This is a genomic window from Paenibacillus sp. JNUCC-31, from assembly GCF_014844075.1.
Taxonomy (GTDB): Bacteria; Bacillota; Bacilli; order Paenibacillales; family Paenibacillaceae; genus Paenibacillus.
On sequence record NZ_CP062165.1, the window covers coordinates 3,009,097 to 3,027,167 of the forward strand.

Here is an 18,071-nt window from a genome sequence, read left to right on the forward strand (position 1 = left end):
TTATGAGGATACCCCTAAAGACTGCTCCACCTTTTCAATGAATTTAATCGGCGCTTTAATAACCGTTTCGGTTTTCACCCGAATGATCCGCTTGCCTTTGAACCGTTCTTCTCCGCCGATCTTGATATCTGCGGCCACAATAACAACATCAGCAGCTCTGATCTCTTCCCTGGAAAGCTCGTTTTCAGTTCCTATAGTGCCTTGGGTCTCCACTTTAATCTCATGTCCACGGGCTTTCGCACCTTTGATCAATTTTTCCTTGGCAATATACGTGTGGGCAATACCAGCAGTGCATGCGGCTACAGCTACAATGTTCATCAGTATCCCTCCAAATGATGTAGGTGTGATCCATTTAATCGAAGCCAGAAAAGTGCCTTTTTCCTACGATACGCTTTCCCTACGGGCAAACAGATCCATAATCCGGGCCGGATCAGGCTCATGCATCAAACGTTCCAATACCTCCTCATCAGCAAGCATGCTGGCAACCTGGACCAACAGTTTCATGTGGGTTGTATTCCGGTCCACAAGTCGTACGGCAAACAAGATAACAACATGGACAGGTTTGCCGTCCAGGGTTTCCCATTCAAGCGGGTGCTTTGTCCGCCCGATGGTGAGCGAGGTTTTGAGAACAGCAGCCGACTTGCCATGAGGAATGGCAACATGATTCTCCAGACCGGTCTGACCTTCTCCCTCTCTTACATAAACGTCCTTGATAAACTCCTCCTTGGAGGAAAGAGCGCCATCCTTTTCCAGCAAATCTGCCAGTTCCTCAATAGCTTCATCCTTGGTCCGAGCTTGTAGATCCAGCTTAATCAACCGTTCGTTGATAATCTTGGTTATATCCATCATGGTCCTCCTCCTGATCGTGCTTCGACTGTAATATCCCGACAAGCTCCATAGGTGTAGTCACTCTCTTGATCTGTTCATACATACGCCTGCACATCAACAGACTCTGTATTTCGATCAGCAATTCAGTTATTGGTTCATCTTTCGAGAAAGCGATTACAATTTCCAGTTTGCTATTTGCCGTTTCACCTTGAACAATATTAAAACCGACGACTGGATTAACGTTCACATCACTACGGATCAGAAAAACCGACAAATGATTGTTCAGCTTGGCCTCGGCAAACGCCCGATTCTCCATGTTAGCGCCCACATGTTTGAGTATGGATGTAAACAACTTCAGACGGGACGCTGTCCCTTCTGCAAACGGTGCCTTCGTATTCGTTTCAATCTGCAAACAAGAAGGGTGAACATACGCCCCGAGCAGCGGAAATGAAAACACCTTGTTTTGATGCTGATTCAACTTCTCCTCGTTAAACTTGGCCTTGATTAAGCTGACATCCGTATCATTTAAGAGCGCCGAGACATACACAACCGGCAGATCCTGATGCTCCAGTTTAACGGTAGATATGATCAGATCAATGTCCGTCCAATCCTCCATACGCTTGAACCAGCTTGCCGAAATGACATCAACGACTTCCCATTCGGGAAATGTACGGTTGATCCGGTTTTTCAGCAAATGAGAGGTGCCTATTCCAGTAGAGCAGACCAGGATAACTCTTTTCTTTTTACTGCTTTTCTCAATGGATGCCTGAAAATAAAGTACCAGGTAGCTTATCTCATCATCACTAAACGAATTCAACCCGCAGGCTTGGGCAATGGGCAGCATCCCCAAACGGACCAGGGAGAAGATCTCGGCATACTCCTTGCGTATATCCTCCAGCAGAGGATTATTAATGGAAATGTTGTATTTTAGACGGTTCAGCATCGGTTTAAAATGAATAATCAGACCCTTGTACAACTGTTCGTCTTTTGTAAGATCACGTCGGATCATACCGGATACGGTCTGAATCAATTCCTTGACCATCACTTTGGACTCCGGACAAGCTTTGTCCATCAGACCTGACAACTCATGGTTAAGGGACGGAACACTCATTCCTGACGAAATCAGATATTGATAGATGAAATAGATCTCTTCACTTGGCAATTCCAATCCATATTGTTCCCTGATTCTGTTGGCCATGGCTTTCGCGATCGAATGCACAGTTGGGTCGGTTACTGGATGTTCAGAAATTCCGTCAGCCAGGCGAATGACTTTGCCACTCTTCAGTCTGCGGATACAAATCAGCAGGTGAGTCAGCATGTTGATATAATATGGGTCGCCTATGGTATATCCTAATTGCTGCTCGGTTTCTTCCAGAATGCATTGAATTCCTTTTACCGGATCGTAGCCAAAATGCTCGATCAACTCACCCAGTGTGTTTCCATCAATTCGGGACTGATGCTCTTGCTCTTGTTCTTGCCTCCGGTCTTCACTCACAAGCTCATGAATGAGAGAAGCCATGGCTTTGCGGATATCAATCTCCGAACCGATCAGACGGGTGCCGAGTTGGCTTTTTTCCAGTCGCAGATGAAAAGGTTCAATTCGTTCTTCAATAGCCTTGAGATCATTCACAATCGACGCTTTGCCAATAAAGTATTCTTCTGATAGCTTGTTAATCGAGGTTTCCTCAGGAGAATCATATAATAAATTCGTCAATATTTTGATTCTCCTCGCCTCTACGGAGAGGGTCGTCACCACCTTTTTTCCCGGAATGCATTGCGTGCTCCTCAGTTCCATCGTCTGTTCCTGGGTTAAAGCCAGCGCAATACCTGTTCCCGGCTTCCGTTCAAGGCGAATTCCGCGGGTATCCAAATTGTGCTCCAGAGCATTTAGCTCCCTGTAAATGGTTTTTTCGGACCAGTTCATGTGACTGGCTATTTCTTTGACCGGAACGAAATCCCTACGCTCCAATAGAAAATGCAAAATCTGATATTCTCTCGCAGACAGCGCCTTCATTTGGGAATCACTCCTTCCTTACGCTCACAGCATAACACCCCTATTTTTTTTGATAAATACTAAAATATGTCCATTTCATTCGGGTCAAATTAATATACCTCCTGTTCAGCGCTAGTGGAACACCCGTTGATTCAGGCACAAAAAAAGGCTTCTGATCGGATTCCCTACCCGATTAGAAGCCTTTTCCTCTCCGTTTTCGATCTACCGTCTGGATGCTGTGGCTGCGCGTCCTGCCGTTATTACTCAGATTAATCCATCGGAACCTCACACCGTTTATACCTGCATCTATATGGGTTACTTCAACCAGTTGGCGAAAAACTCCTGGTATCCCTCTTTCATGATCGTGCGTGAGAAAGCACCAAACGCATACTCCCGGTTGTCTTCCGACACACTGCGCGGCGCTGCAGCCGCCATGTTCACCAATTCAAACCAGTTATCCTCATTACCTGCAAAGGCATGGGTAGATCGAATGTGTCCGTAGCAGGCATGCTCTGGCTTCACAACCATTTTGCCCATCGCCATCGCTTCGGTCAGCGGCATCGCAAACGTATCAAAGGCTGAACAGCTCCAATATACCTTGGACGAGTTCATCAGGGTGAATACTTCATCCTGTGTCAGCGCAAATTGCAATTTTACATTGTCCGGAATGTTGTATTTCTTCATGCTTTCCTCATAGCGGCGGCCGCCGAATACCATGTATACTTCCTTGTCCGGGTTCTGCCGGGCATATTCCAGCACCAGATCCGGGCGACGATTCGCTTCATCCCGACCGATCCAGAGCACCCGATTATGCACAACCTGACTCGGGTCATAGTGCCGGTTCGCCAGTTCTTCGCTGAAACCAATCGGGATGACGTTCACGTCATGTACGCCAAAATTGCGGCCCAGTTCTGTTTTTAGGAACTCCGTCTGCACAATCGCTTTATCCACCATCGTATAAAATGGCTTCATCATCTCATACCCCGTCAGTGCCGGGTCGGGAAAACTGTGCGGGAACAACACACTCTTCGGTAGAAACATCTTCAGGAACGTAAACCCGGATACGGTGTAGATGACATGCTCTATATTTTGGCTATAGATCTGGTCCAGTACGATATCATAGTTCACCAGGTCACCTTTCTCATGCTCATAGCCCGGCAACCAGTCATACCCACTAACATGGCGCTCCGGCGAGATGAACACAATCTCCACACCCAGCTCCAGCCCAATCTGCTTCAAACGATCCGCAAATACACGCGGGCCCTGTGCTTCCGTGAATTGAATTTTACGCATGACGAGTCCAACTTTACGCATGTTCTGCCCCCTCATTTCTATTCCGCAAATTAGAGCGTTTTGCATAATTCGATTCCTGCCGCCTCTGATTTATGCAAAATCCCCAAATAACCGGTTCATGCACTGCCCTAGCGTCGCTGCCGTCTCATTCCACTGATTCCGCAGCTGTTCCTCCGGCCATACACAGTCTGCACTTCTCAGATCCCCATCAATCAGACGCAGCATCCAGAGCGAGAATACAATGGCATATGCACGGTACCACCTTTTAAAAGTAACCCGGTCAACCTGAACGCTATGCCGCTCCAGCCCGTCCAGATAAACATCAATAATCCGCTCCCGCAGCTCTGGCATAACGGTTCTCGGGAACAGCGGATGCGATAGATCCACCAGATGGTACATGTCCCAGAGAGCCGTATTCAGATGCGCATGCTCCCAATCGATAATGACCAGCCTGCCGTTCACATCCGCCATGTTGCCGGGATGCAGGTCACCGTGACACAAGACACGAGGCAACTCCTCCTCTGCCGTATGGATTAGTGCGGCGATGTTGTCCCAATCCGATGGAGAGAGCGTGATCTCCAGTTTGGTCAACAAATCAGCGGCGGATTCCTTCTGCACAAGCAAATCATCCAGCATGTCCCGGATTGGCGGTTTCTGACCCACGCAGGGCAGCTCACCCCAATCAGCAACAGATAACGTGTGCCACTCCGTCATATGTACAGCAGCAGCTAGCATGATCTCTTCCCGCGAGTCATGCACCAGTTCGCCCAGATCCTCATAGATGATCCAGCTCTGATCCGGTGTAGCTTCTCTGACCGATGAAGCGATGAGCCGGGGATAGATCGGCGGTAAATGCGCCAGCACATGTTCTGCCATCCACAGTTCACGCCCATGCTGCCCTTGATGGGTCAAAGGCTTAAAAATATAGCTCTCTCCGCCCGGGGCTGTGAATCGCTCGACATATCTGCCGTTCATGCCTTTGTACAGCCGTTCACGCTTGTATACATAACGGTCATTCAACATTCCTTGCGGGGTCACCCAGCAAGAAACATGTAATTCTGCATTCCCCTGGTCCACCATACTCCGTGTCCTCCGTAATTTCTCCGAATGAAAACGCCGGCATTTTGCATCATTAGCTTCCGCCACACCCGCAGGGACAAACTCCCGTTGAGCAGAGACGACTTGCTCTATATCGTTCAGTTTGTAAAGCGCACTCGGCAATGATGTAAAATGCTCATTTCTATCCATCATACGTTGACACTCATCAGGCTGCAAGCTTTTGAACAGAAGCGCTCTGGATGCAGGATATAAGGCAATTCATAAATTTTCGTTGCAATTTAGTTAGTAATCACTTACTATACAATCATGAAGAACAAACCTCATGTAGATAGCAAAAAGAAAGACATCCTACAAGCGGCGATGCGCTTGTTTGCAACCAAAGGCGTTGACGGCATTTCCGTCAAAGAGATCGGTGACGCCGCCGGAGTAACGGATGCGGCGATTTACAAACATTTTAAAAACAAAGATGCCGTTGCCCTTGAGGCCTTCACCCAATATTGCGCGGACTATACTGCATTAATTGACGGGTATGTTCGCCAGGATGGTCCGGTGCCGGAACGCTTTCGGCAACTGATTACCGAAGTTCTCCACTTGCACGATGAAGATCCTTACGGACTGCTGTTGATTTCACAGAATCACGAAATTTTCATTGAAGCTGGAAGCAGTGAAGATTACCGTCAGCCGCTGGATGCGTTAGTTGACCTGATTGATCAGGGGATTATACGGGGGGAGCTGCCGGATCAGGATTCACAACTCACGGCGGTTCTGGTCATCGGCGCCATAACACGCATGGCCGTCTCCAGTATGCAGGGTGAACTGCCCGAACTGCTTGTTCCGTACACCGGGGAAACCGTTCACCGCCTTGTTTCGATGTTGGGACAGGTATCGGCTGAATTGGGATAGAATCGACGACTATAGGCATTGCGAAGCCGTTCCGTTCTCGCAGTCTTGAAGAGACGGCTCTGATCAAGATGGGTTCCGTTGTAATATCATTCGTTTAAATGATACAAACCAGGTTCAACTACCTTCAGGAAAATTCCTGAACAGTTATCAGGTCATTCGTGACCTTTTCTTTTTACACATGAGGTTAGTGTTCATTAACTAAAATAGACAGGACGTGTCGTCATCATGAAGAAAATATTAATTATCCAAGGCAACCCCGTTTCTCCAAGTTACAATGGTGCAATCGCCGAAGCTTATCAAAAAGGGGCAGTTGCATCTGGTGCAGAAGTACGCATGCTTACCCTAAACGAGCTGGAATTCAACATGAATTTAGAGGGAGGCTATCGTAATAAACTGCCGCTTGAACCGGACTTGCTGGAAGCACAAGAGGCGATTAAATGGGCCGAGCATTTGGTATGGGTATTCCCGATTTGGTGGGGAGGACCACCAGCTTTGTTCAAAGGATTCATCGACCGCATCTTCATGCCAGGTTATGCCTTCAAATATCACAAAGGTAAACTTTTCCCGGATCAGCTGCTCAAAGGCCGTACGGCTCGCATGATTACCACTATGGATGGTCCGAATTGGTACTACAAATGGTTCCAGGGTGAGCCCGCACACAAAATGATGAAGATCTCCACCTTTGCTCTGATAGGCATCAAGCCTGTGCGCATAACACCTGTAGATCAAGTGGGGAAACAGTCCGAGGAACAGAGAAAGAAATGGCTGGAGAAGATTGAGCAGCTTGGGCGGAAGATGGGGTAAAAGCTTTTTTGAAAGGAAGCCTTCATCGGAAGTATGCTTCTCTCCAGATTTTCACCTTTGTAAAGTAAATCAAAAAATTTGGGGATAACCGCGATCGGAAGGTATATTTAATCCTAGTGGCGAGTGTGTTCTTAGTTTTCCAACTTATTTATGAAAGCAGAATAGTGCCTATTTCCAGATACAAAAAAGGGATGTCCTCACGTCAAGTTCAAGACGGGACACCCCTTTTAGCATTCATGCTGCTCTGACGAACCGTACGCACGCTATTAGCCCTAAATTGGACATATTCTCAATTTAACGAATCGTAGACGCATTATTTCCTCGGTCTGTATGTCATTTAGCAGTTTTCCCCTGGTTTTTACCAGGATAACTTCGCTGGGGTTCGTTACACTTTGCATTCCACACAATTCGCCATTTAACACTCACTCGGTTCATTAGCGACTTCCACGTTGAGAGACAGGAACCCGCCTCTGAATGGTCGCTTTTACATCAGTAATGCAATGGAACAACCATGGTAAGCAGCTCCAACGAACAGCCATCTACAACCATACAAGCAACCCATTACCCAAACGAAATACGACCCGATGGATGCTCAGGCAAAATAGATGTTACCAGCTGCTGGACAGCCGGATGATCCGACTGCATCACCGAATCCCCATCACCGCTATAGACAATCCTGCCCTGATCCATCACGGCAATGCGGTCACAGATCGTCATGGCGGCCCGAATGTCATGCGTGATAAATAGGTACGACAACCCGTAGGACGCTCTTAACTCCGCCAATAAGGATAGGATTTGCGTCTGGTGCACCATATCTAGGCTGCTGATTGATTCGTCCAGTACGATTAACTTTGGCTTGAGCGCGATAGCTCGTGCGATGTTAACTCGCTGTAATTGCCCACCGCTGAACTGGTGCGGAAGCTTGCTCCCATCCTCAGTTGTAAGTCCAACCTGCTCAAGCAGTTGTCCGATCTCACGAAGTTGTTCTTTTGCCGACAATCGCTCGTAATTATCCAGCGGCTCACCGATGATCTGCGCGGCAGTCATAAGTGGATTCACAGCCGAATAACAGTCTTGGAACACAACTTGCAGATCACGTCGTAATCCCTTAAGCACGGGTTTGCTGGATCGGTAGATATCCTGTCCTTGAAATAAAACCTGACCCTGGCTGGGCTTCTCCAGACCAAGAATAATTTTGCCCAAGGTACTTTTACCTGCTCCACTCGTACCTAACAGTCCCAGACAAACACCCTTTTCAATCGTAAGTGAGATGTCTGCCAGCACAGGAGGACGCGCTCCCGAACGATCCAGCCAATTGCGTTTGCCATAACTATGGCTTACTTCACGTACCTGAAGCATCAGGTCATCCCCCTCTCTTGTACTTGGCAGAAGCAATCTCCGAAGAAGCTGAAATTACACATCACCCTGCCCATTCCACCTCTACGACTACCCACTCAAAATACAGTTCATACCCGCTCTACATATACTCTCACTGAACGATTCATCTCATCTGTCATTCGCTATCGTCCCAAAGACATACTGGGTCTGGCATTTAACAACATCCGGGTATACTCATGCTGCGGGTGATCGAACAGTTGGTAAACATCTGCTTGCTCCACAATTCGACCCTTCTGCATGACCGCGACTTCATCCGCCATTTGCGAAATCACGCCCAGATCGTGGGAGATGAGCAAGATGGATGTGCCATATTCCATACGTAGCCGATCCAATTCCTGAAGCACCTTCAACTGATTCACGACATCCAGTGCCGTCGTTGGTTCATCAGCAATAACCAAGGCGGGTCGCAGGCACATCGATATGGCAATCATCACCCGCTGCAACATTCCACCACTCAGTTGGAAGGGATATCGTTTCATCAGTTTGGCCGGCTCGGGCAGGTTCATATCTACCAAGGCAGCAATAGCCCGCTCTCGGGCCACTGCTTTGGACATTTGCGTATGCGTACGCAAGGTTTCAATGAATTGAGATCCAATCGTATATACGGGTGTAAAAGCATTCATCGGATTCTGCATAATAAATCCGATGTCCTTGCCCCGGATGCGTCGCATCTCCTCACCTGACAACGAGCCAAGCTCCCGTCCATTCAGACGGATGCTACCCGTTACCTCCATCCTGCGCGGATCAAGCAGATGGAGCAGCGCGTTACACGTAACGGTCTTACCGCTGCCACTCTCGCCGACCAGACCGAATACACGCCCTTTTTTTAATTCGAAATCAATGGGCGCAAGTAACGGGACTGAACCCTCCGCTGTTCTAAGATTCACTTGCAGACCACGAACTTCGAGTACCTTCGCTGCATCATCCATCGTTACGTTCACCTCCATATGCCTTCGGTTTCGAACCACTACCTTTTTGCAATGCCATAACGCTCGGATAACGCTTCTCCTAAGATGTTGAACGTAATGACTACCAGCAGAATCAATGTACCCGGGTAGATCATTAACTCCGGATGACTGCGAATATAACCCGTTCCTTCATGAATCATGGCCCCCCACTCTGCATTCGGTGGTTGAATACCAAGCCCCAGGAAGGACAGAGCGGATATATCCATAATCGCCCAGCCCATCTCCAGTGTGCCCATCACAACAATGGGACGCTGCACGTTAGGAATGATATGTCTGCGGATTATCATCCATGAAGAGGAACCGCTAATCCGCGCCGCTGCAATGAAGTTCCGTTCCTTCAGACTAACGACCATATTCCGGCAGATACGTGCGTAATACACCCACTGCACCATCATGAGGGCTAGAAGTACCTGCATCAGACCTGGACCAAAGATCCCCACAATGCCCAGCACCAGCACCAGATTCGGAAACGCCATAATGCCTTCACAGAAGCGCATCAGCAGACTGTCCACCCAGCCACCAAGGTAACCGGAGATTGAGCCTACAATGACACCTATAAGCAAAGAAGAAAGAAAGATCAGGGTAGCAAATCCGAGCGACACCCGCGCTCCGTACATCAGCCTGGTGAGATTGTCGCGTCCCAGATGATCCGTTCCCAACCAATGCTCAAGCGATGGACTCGCCAGCTTCTGCAACAGATTCACCTTCACAGGGTCATGAGGAGCAATCCACGGAGCAAGTATAGCAATCACGAAGAAAAGTAATATAATCACCGAGCATATCTGGATGGCTCTCTGTCCTTTAAATACCGCACGCCATTTGTTTATCAATGTTCAGCCCGTCCTTTCGCTGAAATCCGTGGGTCCATAACGAGCTGCACCAGATCAACGAGCAGATTGCATACGATGAAAAGGCAGGCCGCCAGGAAGACATAACATTGTATTACAGGGATATCCCGGTTAAATATCGCATCGACAAAATATCGTCCGAAACCCGGCCAGGAAAACACCTGCTCCACAATAATGGTGCCTGTGAGCAGCTTGCCCATACTCATCCCCATCCCCGTAATGAGGGGTGATATAGCGATCTTCAGGACATGCTTGAGCATAATAACTCGTTCGCGAATCCCGCGTGTTCTCGCGTACTGTACATACGTCTCCCGCAATTGCTCCAGTACACTGGAACGCAATAATCGGGTGTAGATCGCAATAAGAATCAAGGAGAGTGTAATCGTAGGCAGAACCAGATTCTCCCACGATCCACGTCCTTCCACAGGCAGCCAATCCAGCTTCACCGAGAAAAAGAAGATCAACAGATAACCGAGCCAGAATTGCGGAATAGATGCTCCAAAGTAGGAAATCGCCCGGCTGACCATGTCAATCCAGCTATTCTTGTACACCGCCGCCAGTATTCCCAAAGGAATGCTCACCAAAGCCGATAACAACATACTCCAGAAGGCCAGTTCAGCCGTAGCCGGAAGCCTTAATTTCACTTCATCCCATACGGGTTTATTGGTGAGATACGAGGTGCCGAAGTCAAGCTTGGCAATCTTCTGAATCGTATGCCCATATTGGGTTAACAAAGGCTGATCCAGACCGAACTCATGCCGCTTTTGCGCAAGCAGCTCCGGTGTTGGATAGATATGAGCGGCCGTCAGATAAGCCTCGGCCGGATCAACCGGAGAGATATGAATAAGTGCAAAGGTAACGAGTGTAGCGATAAAAACGATAGGAATGATCGCGATCATTCGTTTACCAATATAACCGATCACCAAACGTTCCTCCCTTTTATCAAGCTACATGGATCATTATTGATTGCTCAATTCAATTCCCACAAACGGATTTTCATCACGGTTCGCCGGGAAAATAAAGTTGGAGATTTTCTTCTGATATACAGCTGTTTTCTTAATATAAGAGATTGGTACGATCGCCGATTGCTCCTGAAGTGTTTTCAGGATAGAGCCATATAACTCCTGGCGTTTCGTCTCGTCTGTGGATGACAGTGCTGCATGAACCTGATCGTCCAGTTCCTTTTTCATCGGCAACGCACTCAAGGTCTCGGAAATCCCGAATCCAGGGCTCGCTACAACGTTAATGAAGGAATGTGGATCATACGGAGCACCATAGTTGTACCAGAAATACAGGTCGAAATCATTGGCTTTCAAACGTTTGATCTGAACCGTCAGTTCCAGCCCAGTGAGGTTTACTTTAACCCCAAGCTCGCTCCATTCTGCCTGAATGGTCTCAGCCATCGCTTTCTGAATCGGGTCCGTTTTGTCAAAAATCATCTCAAAATCAAGCTGCTGACCGTCTTTTTCACGAACCGTACCACCGGCCGGAAGCTTCCAGCCCGCTTCATCCAGTAAAGCTTTGGATTTCTCCACGTCATACGTGATCGGTTCCAAGTCTACATTGGTGTACGGATAGTTTTTGGACAATACGGTATCGGCCGGTTCTTCCAATCCGGAAGTCACGCCTTCCACCATCGCCTTTTTGTTAAACCCTTGCTGAAGCGCCATCCGTACTCTGACATCGGACAGCTTTGGATTGGAAGAGTTCAGCAGCAAGCTGCGAGTACCCACCGGATCAGACAATTGGGTCACATATTTATCATTGTCACGCAGCTCTTGGAACGCATCCAGACTGATCATACCTTCACCATAGATCAGGTCGAGATCGCCTTTTTCAAAAGCAAGAACACGGGTTTCACCGTCAGGAATGATTTTGACCGTAATCTGATCTACCTTTGGTGCTGTTCCCCAATAATTCGGGTTGCGTTTGAAAACAGCATATTCGTCCTGCTTGTAATCCGCCAGCATCCACGGGCCTGTTCCAACTGGCTCTTTGATGCCTTGGGAAGTATCTCCGTCATCCGGGAATCCGGCTTCACCCAGGAAGCGGAACGGACGGACCACAGACAAGTCCTGAAGAACCGGATAATACGGCTCTGTGAGTGTCAATCGGAAAGTCTGGTCGTCCACAACCTCCGTCTTGTCGAGCACGCCTACAATGCCCAGCCAGCTATGTGTATCTTTATTTTTCATTACAGCATCAAAATTCTTTTTCACAATTTCAGCATTAAAGGGCGTACCATCTGAGAATTTCACACCTTGGCGAAGCTTGAATGTATATACTTTGCCGTCATCGGAGATGGTCCATGATTCTGCCAGCGCAGGTTCCAGTTTTCCGTCCTTCTGGTAACTGATCAGTGGTTCATAGAGCATGGATTGGGCAAATAATTGCGAAGGATTGTACGTATGCGGATTCATTGTACCGATATCACGTGGCCATGACATCGTAATCGACTTCGTAGATGTTTGATTCGAAGCAGCAGATGAGGATTCATCTCCACTTCCTGTATTGCTGCAACCCACAATAACGAATAGCAACAAGAGCATAGTTGCCAGCGTAAGGGCCGAAGATTTGCGATGTTGTACAGACATGGATGTAGAACCCCTTTTCTCTATTTTATGATAATGATTATCATATTCATCCATTAAGAATAGGCAGGAGCCCTCCTTTTGTCAACATAATTCGACATTGTATGTATTGTTATTAAAATAGCCAAAAAAGCCCTACCTACGGGAGGAAGAGCCACTTGACCTGAAATGCCTACATATACACGATACTGCATATCCGCCTCTTTCTAGAGATTAGTATGATCTAAAGGTCCAAAAACGCCTGTAACGTTCGATCAGATAAACCCGGAATGTACTCATGTCCGTACTCGTGATAGACCACCAACTCTTTTTCCGAATTAATCCGGTTGTACGTTGCAAACTGGGTGGATGGCGGGCAGATTGTGTCCGCAAGCCCGGTAACAAACATAACCTTGGCCTGAATCCGGTCAGCCAGATTGGAGATATCGATGTATCCCAGCTTGTTGAAGATGGCATTCTCCCGCTCATGATTCGGATCAAATAACCGGAAGTAATACACCAGTTCCTCATAGGCAGAGGTTGAGGCCCCTAATTCCCAGGCATGTCTGTAATCTGATAAAAAAGGATATACCGGCACCGCCAACTTCACGCGCGGTTCAAGTGAAGCACACGCCGTGGCTAATGCCCCACCCTGTGAACAGCCATATACGCCCACCCGCTCTGGATCCACGTGTGGCATGGACATCAGGATGCGTACCGTCTGCACCGTATCGAGGAAGACGTTGCGGAAATAAAGCTTGTCAGGGTTGGGATCATCGATACCCCGAATAATATGCCCGCGAATCGTCGTGCCCTGGACTTGCAGATTATCTTCAGAGGGGCCACCCTGCCCGCGGCAATCCATAGCCAGTACCGTAATACCATGGGCTGCATAGGCAATCTTGTCAAACCAGTCGCCGCTATCACCGGAATATCCATGAAACATCGCCATGGCTGGACCCTTCGCATCGGCCTTACTTGCTTTGGGCCGAACCAGCTTGCCATGTACGCGGGCACCGCCTACCCCTGTGAAGTAGAGGTGGAAGCACTCGGCGAGCGGCGATGTGAAGGCCGCGGGTACTAATTCATATTCGAGCGATTGTGCATCAAGTTCCGCGAGCGCACGGCTCCAATAAGCATCGAAATCATCCGGTTTCGGACTGCTTCCGTTGTATTCTTTTAACTGTTCCAAAGGCATATCGCCCATAAGACTCACTCCTGTCTGTACGTTCACGGGACACTCCGCTACATGCGCCATGTTCAACTCAAATATCATAAATACATAAAAAAGAGACGCATATGAGGATATCCCTGAGAATTCGTCTTCACATACGTCTCATTGCCTGTCACTCCACCTGTATCCATTGGTCATACAATGCCTGGCTTCAAGCAGTCCAGGGCAGTTTAAGCCTTCACGGCAACTCCTTCATAGAACCGGCGGATGACCTTCTCTGCTGGTTTGCCGTAAACCCCGTAACCGTCATCGGTCAGAGCATCGCTATCCTGGTACAGGTGCGCGCTCCAGTCCCACAGACCAAAGCCCCGTACCCATTCACGCTGGCTGGCATGCCGAAACATGGCCTCATAGAACCGCTCCTGTTCCTCCGCGCTAACTTCACCTTCAAGTCCCCAATCGTTTGGCACCTGTGCGGAACCGCTGCGGCTCGGACAGCCCGCTTCTGCAAAGAAAAAAGGTTTGCCGTATGGCGCGATCTCTTGCTCAATGCGATCCAGCTGCGCTTCCCAATCGCCGATGGGATAGTATCCGCTCGACGAGATGACGTCCACGGCATCCCACCATTTCACATGGCCTTCCTGATACTTGTCGGTGTTATACGATACGAGTCCGGAGTACACTTCACGAACAGCAGTGATAACCTCGCGCCACTCCTGATCCCGACGTTCGGACTGCACCATCTCACAGCCTGCGATGAACATCTCGCATTTTTCGCGCTCTGCAATCTCTGCATAGTGCTTCTGATACGCCGTATAACTGCGGAACCAGTCCTTCCATTTCGGTTCACACGGTACATCGATATCAAAAAAGTTAATGTGTGCACGCCATGTGCCATCGGTGCAGTTGACGGTTGGTTTCAAAATGACACGCAACCCGAGCGTGCGGGCATAACGCATCATGTCTACCAATTCATCGTCTTCCACCATATGTTTACCCTGATACTTGACCTCTACAGCCTGCGGATGATCCTGTTGTGCCGCCAGTGCAAAAATGACATGCGAACTGCCTGTGCGTTCAGCCATCAGGCGCAAAGATTCTTTTGCTTCCGGCTTGCGGAAGTCTCCCCTTCGGCTCATCCAGCCAAATGTAAATCCCTTGATGTACTCCATATGCATTGCGCTGTAGAGCCCCTTTCATGTTCAACATATTTCTAAAATGAACAGACGATCTTTCCACTCGTCACTTCGATTGCAGGACCATCTTCCGATCGCCGTTATCCCCAGATTTTTTTGAATCCCTTATGAAGGGAAAATCCGAGGATAAATGCGAACACTTCGTTTCTTCAGATCGGTTCTGCGCTCTCCGTTATTGTGTAAATTTCAGCTTTATTTAAAATTGTTTCACTTCAATCACAACTTGCCTTCCTCACGGTCTCCGGCAATGACTTCGTCGGTCTGGATCACATAGTTCACGATCTCCTCAGCGGTGGTATAAGCCACTCCCACGTAGGTGTCGGCTGCGCCATAATAGATGGCGATTCGTCCTGTCTCCGCATCATGCAATGTGGCGCACGGGAAGATAACATTGTCCACAAAGCCTTGCTCCTCGTACCATTTTTCCGGTGTCAGTACAAAGTTGGAGGAACGATATTTCACTTTCGATGGCTCATCCAGATCCAGAATGACCGCACCCATGCTGTATACAAAACCGTTGCACGTACCCGTTACGCCGTGGTAGAACATCAGCCATCCTTCGGACGTTTCAATCGGAGCAGGACCGCCGCCAATTTTGACCGATTGCCACCAACCTTGGCCGCCTTTGCTCATGACATGACGATGTTTGCCCCAATATACAAGGTCTGGACTTTCACTCAGGAAGATGTCCCCGAACGGTGTATGTCCACTGTCGCTTGGTCTCGACAACATCACATAGTTGTCATTGATTTTGCGCGGGAACAATACGCCATTGCGGTTGAACGGCAGCATTGGATTTTCCAGACGTACAAACGTTTTGAAATCATCCGTTTTGGCCAGGCCGAGGGCAGCGCCATAGAAATCCGTACACCAGATGATGTAATAGGTGTCCTCCACTTTGACCAGACGCGGGTCGTACGCATAGTTCGGCATGAAGGGATCGCCTTTCTCATCCACAAAGGCAATGCGTTCCTCTTCAATTGTCCATGAAAGTCCATCTTCACTGGAACCCATATGCAGATGCGGGCGGCCATTAATCGTTTCGGCGCGAAATACACCAATGAATTTCCCTTCATATGGAACAACGGCACTGTTGAAAATGCGGGCAACGCCCTTCACCGGGTTACGCGGAACGACCGGATTCGCCGAATGTCTCCATACCGGTGCATCCAAGCCCTCCGGTTTGTCCTCCCAAGGCATGTTTGGCAAAGCATCCCCAACAATGTGTACGTTTTTCGTTTCAGCAACTGTCATTTTTCATTTCTCCTTTCGTTTTTTTATTTAACAGATCCTTGCGCGAAGCCATTGTAGATGTACTTCTGTAGCAGCAGGAAGACGATCATCGTTGGAATAATGGCGATCATGATCCCCGCGCTGATGACTTCCCACTGTGATCCGAATGGCCCCTTGAATTTGAACAGAGCGGTGGATATGACCTGAAGATCGGTCTTCGGCATATACAGGAACGGCGTGTAGAAATCGTTATAGATGTTGACCCCCTTCACGATAATGACCGTAACAATCGCCGGTTTCAGCAGGGGCAGAATGATTCGCCAGTAGATGGTGAAATACGATGCGCCGTCCAGCATGGCGGATTCATCAAGCGCGCTGGAGATGGAGCCCAGGAATTGCAGGAAAATGTATACCGCAATGATATCTGTACCCAGATACATCACGATGGCTGCCCAGCGTGTATTGAACAGGTCGAGGGCATTGATGATCTGGAAGGTGGCGACTTGTGTCGTTACGCTTGGGATCAGGGTAGCCAGCAGGAATGCTGCGACCATGATCTTCTTGCCTTTGAATTTGAATCGATCCAGAACATACGCGATCATGGAGCCTGTTAACGTGGCGCCCACAATGGAGATGATCAGAATAATAATCGTATTTTTGAAACCGACCAGCATGTTTCCATCCACAAAAGCCTTGGTATAGTTCGCAAAGTTCAGCCAGTTGGCTGGTGGCGCAAGCGGACTGCTGGTCGCGTATTCAGCATTGGTTTTGAGCGATGCAAACAGCACCACAACGATGGGTACAAGCGCAATGAACGCTGCAAGAATGAGTGAAGCATATTTGAATATGCTCGCAAGGGTGTATTTGAGTTGGTGCACGTTCATTCCTCCCCTTTCATGGTGACACGCTGAACGAGCGTAACGAGAATGACGATAAACAGCAGCACAACCGCCATTGCCGATGCCAATCCCAGCTTGCCGTACTTAAATGCCAAGTGAACGGTCTGGATCACAAAGGTCTCACTGCCGTTGGAACCATCGGTCATAATGTATGGAATATCGAACGCACTGATTGCGCCGCTAATCGCCAAAATCAGATTGAGTTGCAGGATGCGTGTAATGCTCGGCAGGATGATATGGCGGAACTGCTGCCAACGATTGGCCCCGTCAATGTCCGACGCTTCATAGACATCCTTTTGAATGGAAGAGATCGCACCCAGAAAGATGATGAAGTTGAAACCCATGTATCTCCATACGGATGCCCCTGCGAGCGACACGTTAATAATGTTCGGATTCCCAAGCCAGAGCTGGGTGTACTGCCCAAGCCCCACGGCCTGCATAAGTGTATCGAGAGTACCGTCCGGTTTGAAGAAAAAGAGGAAGATAAATCCGATGGCTACACCATTAAGCAGATAAGGGAAGAACAATATGCCTTTGAAAAAGTTTTTGCCTCGAATTTTAAAACTCAGTATGGTTGCAAAGTAGAGGGCCAGGCCCATTTGCAGGAAAGTAGCAACAAAGTAGTACAAACTGACAATAAAGACTTTAAAATATTCAGGGTCACTGAATATCCGCGTGTAGTTCTCAAATCCGACATAGTCGAACCTTTTGCTGTATCCGTTCCAATCGGTGAAGCTGTATTTGAACATGTTAATGACAGGTAAATAAGCAAACGTGAACAGCAGTGCCAGCGGAATGATCGAGAAGGCACAGATGATAAATATGCGCTGCGCTGAGTAACCCCAATTCGAAATCTTCAAGTATTTCATGCTCTCCACACCTCCAAGCGGTTCTGCCGCTTTGTA

At 48.4% G+C, this 18,071-nt stretch carries 17 protein-coding genes; 2 read left to right on the plus strand and 15 right to left on the minus strand.

Going from position 1 to position 18,071, the window contains the following annotated elements:
* The 5 genes from JNUCC31_RS12960 to JNUCC31_RS12980 all read right to left on the minus strand — a co-directional run bounded on the left by JNUCC31_RS12960 (position 1) and on the right by JNUCC31_RS12980 (position 5,365).
* The gene (locus tag JNUCC31_RS12960) at positions 1-318 is read right to left on the minus strand and encodes a PTS fructose transporter subunit IIB (protein WP_192271675.1); all 318 of its coding nucleotides are present in this window, start codon (positions 316-318) and stop codon (positions 1-3) included.
* Between the two features lie 63 nt (positions 319-381).
* Positions 382-849 (minus strand): PTS sugar transporter subunit IIA, encoded by a 468-nt coding sequence (locus JNUCC31_RS12965; RefSeq protein WP_228469641.1) that lies wholly within the window; start codon positions 847-849, stop codon positions 382-384.
* The gene (locus JNUCC31_RS12970; protein WP_192271677.1) at positions 809-2,842 is read right to left on the minus strand and encodes a BglG family transcription antiterminator; all 2,034 of its coding nucleotides are present in this window, start codon (positions 2,840-2,842) and stop codon (positions 809-811) included. Before JNUCC31_RS12970 ends, JNUCC31_RS12965 begins: the two co-directional genes overlap by 41 nt.
* A 294-nt stretch (positions 2,843-3,136) precedes the next feature.
* On the minus strand, positions 3,137-4,135 hold the full coding sequence (locus tag JNUCC31_RS12975; RefSeq protein WP_192271679.1) for a glycosyltransferase: 999 nt from the start codon (positions 4,133-4,135) through the stop codon (positions 3,137-3,139).
* Between the two features lie 69 nt (positions 4,136-4,204).
* Positions 4,205-5,365 (minus strand): phosphotransferase family protein, encoded by a 1,161-nt coding sequence (locus JNUCC31_RS12980; RefSeq protein ID WP_192271681.1) that lies wholly within the window; start codon positions 5,363-5,365, stop codon positions 4,205-4,207.
* Between the two features lie 114 nt (positions 5,366-5,479).
* Between JNUCC31_RS12980 and JNUCC31_RS12985 the strand changes: the two genes are divergently transcribed.
* Both JNUCC31_RS12985 and JNUCC31_RS12990 read left to right on the plus strand, forming a co-directional pair.
* Positions 5,480-6,076, plus strand: a complete 597-nt coding sequence (locus tag JNUCC31_RS12985; RefSeq protein ID WP_192271683.1) for a TetR/AcrR family transcriptional regulator — start codon at positions 5,480-5,482, stop codon at positions 6,074-6,076.
* A gap of 222 nt (positions 6,077-6,298) precedes the next feature.
* The gene (locus JNUCC31_RS12990) at positions 6,299-6,880 is read left to right on the plus strand and encodes an NAD(P)H-dependent oxidoreductase (protein ID WP_192272979.1); all 582 of its coding nucleotides are present in this window, start codon (positions 6,299-6,301) and stop codon (positions 6,878-6,880) included.
* Positions 6,881-7,441: 561 nt separating this feature from the next.
* Here the strand turns inward: JNUCC31_RS12990 and nikE are convergent.
* From nikE to JNUCC31_RS13040, 10 genes are all read right to left on the minus strand, one after another.
* Entirely contained in the window at positions 7,442-8,239 is a 798-nt protein-coding gene (gene nikE / locus JNUCC31_RS12995; RefSeq protein WP_192271685.1) for a nickel import ATP-binding protein NikE, read from the minus strand.
* A gap of 161 nt (positions 8,240-8,400) precedes the next feature.
* A complete protein-coding gene (locus JNUCC31_RS13000; RefSeq protein WP_192271687.1) occupies positions 8,401-9,207 on the minus strand; it encodes an ABC transporter ATP-binding protein in 807 nt (268 codons plus the stop codon).
* Between the two features lie 38 nt (positions 9,208-9,245).
* Positions 9,246-10,076: a nickel ABC transporter permease subunit NikC gene (gene nikC / locus JNUCC31_RS13005; protein WP_192271689.1), complete on the minus strand. Its 831-nt coding sequence runs from the start codon at positions 10,074-10,076 to the stop codon at positions 9,246-9,248.
* Positions 10,073-11,017 (minus strand): nickel ABC transporter permease subunit NikB, encoded by a 945-nt coding sequence (gene nikB / locus JNUCC31_RS13010; RefSeq protein ID WP_192271691.1) that lies wholly within the window; start codon positions 11,015-11,017, stop codon positions 10,073-10,075. The genes nikC and nikB overlap by 4 nt, the downstream gene beginning before the upstream one ends.
* Positions 11,018-11,053: 36 nt before the next feature.
* Positions 11,054-12,688, minus strand: coding sequence for a nickel ABC transporter substrate-binding protein (nikA, locus tag JNUCC31_RS13015; protein WP_192271693.1), 1,635 nt, complete (start codon positions 12,686-12,688; stop codon positions 11,054-11,056).
* 220 nt (positions 12,689-12,908) lie between these two features.
* Positions 12,909-13,871, minus strand: a complete 963-nt coding sequence (locus tag JNUCC31_RS13020) for an acetylxylan esterase (RefSeq protein ID WP_192271695.1) — start codon at positions 13,869-13,871, stop codon at positions 12,909-12,911.
* Positions 13,872-14,068: 197 nt separating this feature from the next.
* On the minus strand, positions 14,069-15,010 hold the full coding sequence (locus JNUCC31_RS13025; RefSeq protein ID WP_192272981.1) for a glycoside hydrolase family 113: 942 nt from the start codon (positions 15,008-15,010) through the stop codon (positions 14,069-14,071).
* A 240-nt stretch (positions 15,011-15,250) separates the two neighbouring features.
* Positions 15,251-16,288, minus strand: coding sequence for a glycoside hydrolase family 130 protein (locus JNUCC31_RS13030; protein WP_192271697.1), 1,038 nt, complete (start codon positions 16,286-16,288; stop codon positions 15,251-15,253).
* 23 nt (positions 16,289-16,311) lie between these two features.
* Positions 16,312-17,151 (minus strand): carbohydrate ABC transporter permease, encoded by an 840-nt coding sequence (locus tag JNUCC31_RS13035; RefSeq protein ID WP_416234406.1) that lies wholly within the window; start codon positions 17,149-17,151, stop codon positions 16,312-16,314.
* Complete coding sequence (locus JNUCC31_RS13040) at positions 17,148-18,035, minus strand: carbohydrate ABC transporter permease (protein WP_192271700.1); 888 nt, start codon at positions 18,033-18,035, stop codon at positions 17,148-17,150. The genes JNUCC31_RS13035 and JNUCC31_RS13040 overlap by 4 nt, the downstream gene beginning before the upstream one ends.
* Positions 18,036-18,071: the final 36 nt, after the last annotated feature.

Bases quoted from the DNA above. Each gene is read 5' to 3' on its own strand.
- nikE (WP_192271685.1), bottom strand. From the start codon at position 8,239: ATGCTTCAGGTACGTGAAGTAAGCCATAGTTATGGCAAACGCAATTGG.
- JNUCC31_RS12960 (WP_192271675.1), bottom strand. From the start codon at position 318: ATGAACATTGTAGCTGTAGCCGCATGCACTGCTGGTATTGCCCACACG.
- JNUCC31_RS12965 (WP_228469641.1), bottom strand. From the start codon at position 849: ATGATGGATATAACCAAGATTATCAACGAACGGTTGATTAAGCTGGAT.
- JNUCC31_RS13020 (WP_192271695.1), bottom strand. From the start codon at position 13,871: ATGGGCGATATGCCTTTGGAACAGTTAAAAGAATACAACGGAAGCAGT.
- JNUCC31_RS12970 (WP_192271677.1), bottom strand. From the start codon at position 2,842: ATGAAGGCGCTGTCTGCGAGAGAATATCAGATTTTGCATTTTCTATTG.
- JNUCC31_RS13030 (WP_192271697.1), bottom strand. From the start codon at position 16,288: ATGACAGTTGCTGAAACGAAAAACGTACACATTGTTGGGGATGCTTTG.
- JNUCC31_RS12975 (WP_192271679.1), bottom strand. From the start codon at position 4,135: ATGCGTAAAGTTGGACTCGTCATGCGTAAAATTCAATTCACGGAAGCA.
- JNUCC31_RS13040 (WP_192271700.1), bottom strand. From the start codon at position 18,035: ATGAAATACTTGAAGATTTCGAATTGGGGTTACTCAGCGCAGCGCATA.
- JNUCC31_RS13025 (WP_192272981.1), bottom strand. From the start codon at position 15,010: ATGGAGTACATCAAGGGATTTACATTTGGCTGGATGAGCCGAAGGGGA.
- JNUCC31_RS13035 (WP_416234406.1), bottom strand. From the start codon at position 17,151: ATGAACGTGCACCAACTCAAATACACCCTTGCGAGCATATTCAAATAT.
- JNUCC31_RS12985 (WP_192271683.1), top strand. From the start codon at position 5,480: ATGAAGAACAAACCTCATGTAGATAGCAAAAAGAAAGACATCCTACAA.
- JNUCC31_RS12980 (WP_192271681.1), bottom strand. From the start codon at position 5,365: ATGATGGATAGAAATGAGCATTTTACATCATTGCCGAGTGCGCTTTAC.
- JNUCC31_RS13000 (WP_192271687.1), bottom strand. From the start codon at position 9,207: ATGGATGATGCAGCGAAGGTACTCGAAGTTCGTGGTCTGCAAGTGAAT.
- nikA (WP_192271693.1), bottom strand. From the start codon at position 12,688: ATGTCTGTACAACATCGCAAATCTTCGGCCCTTACGCTGGCAACTATG.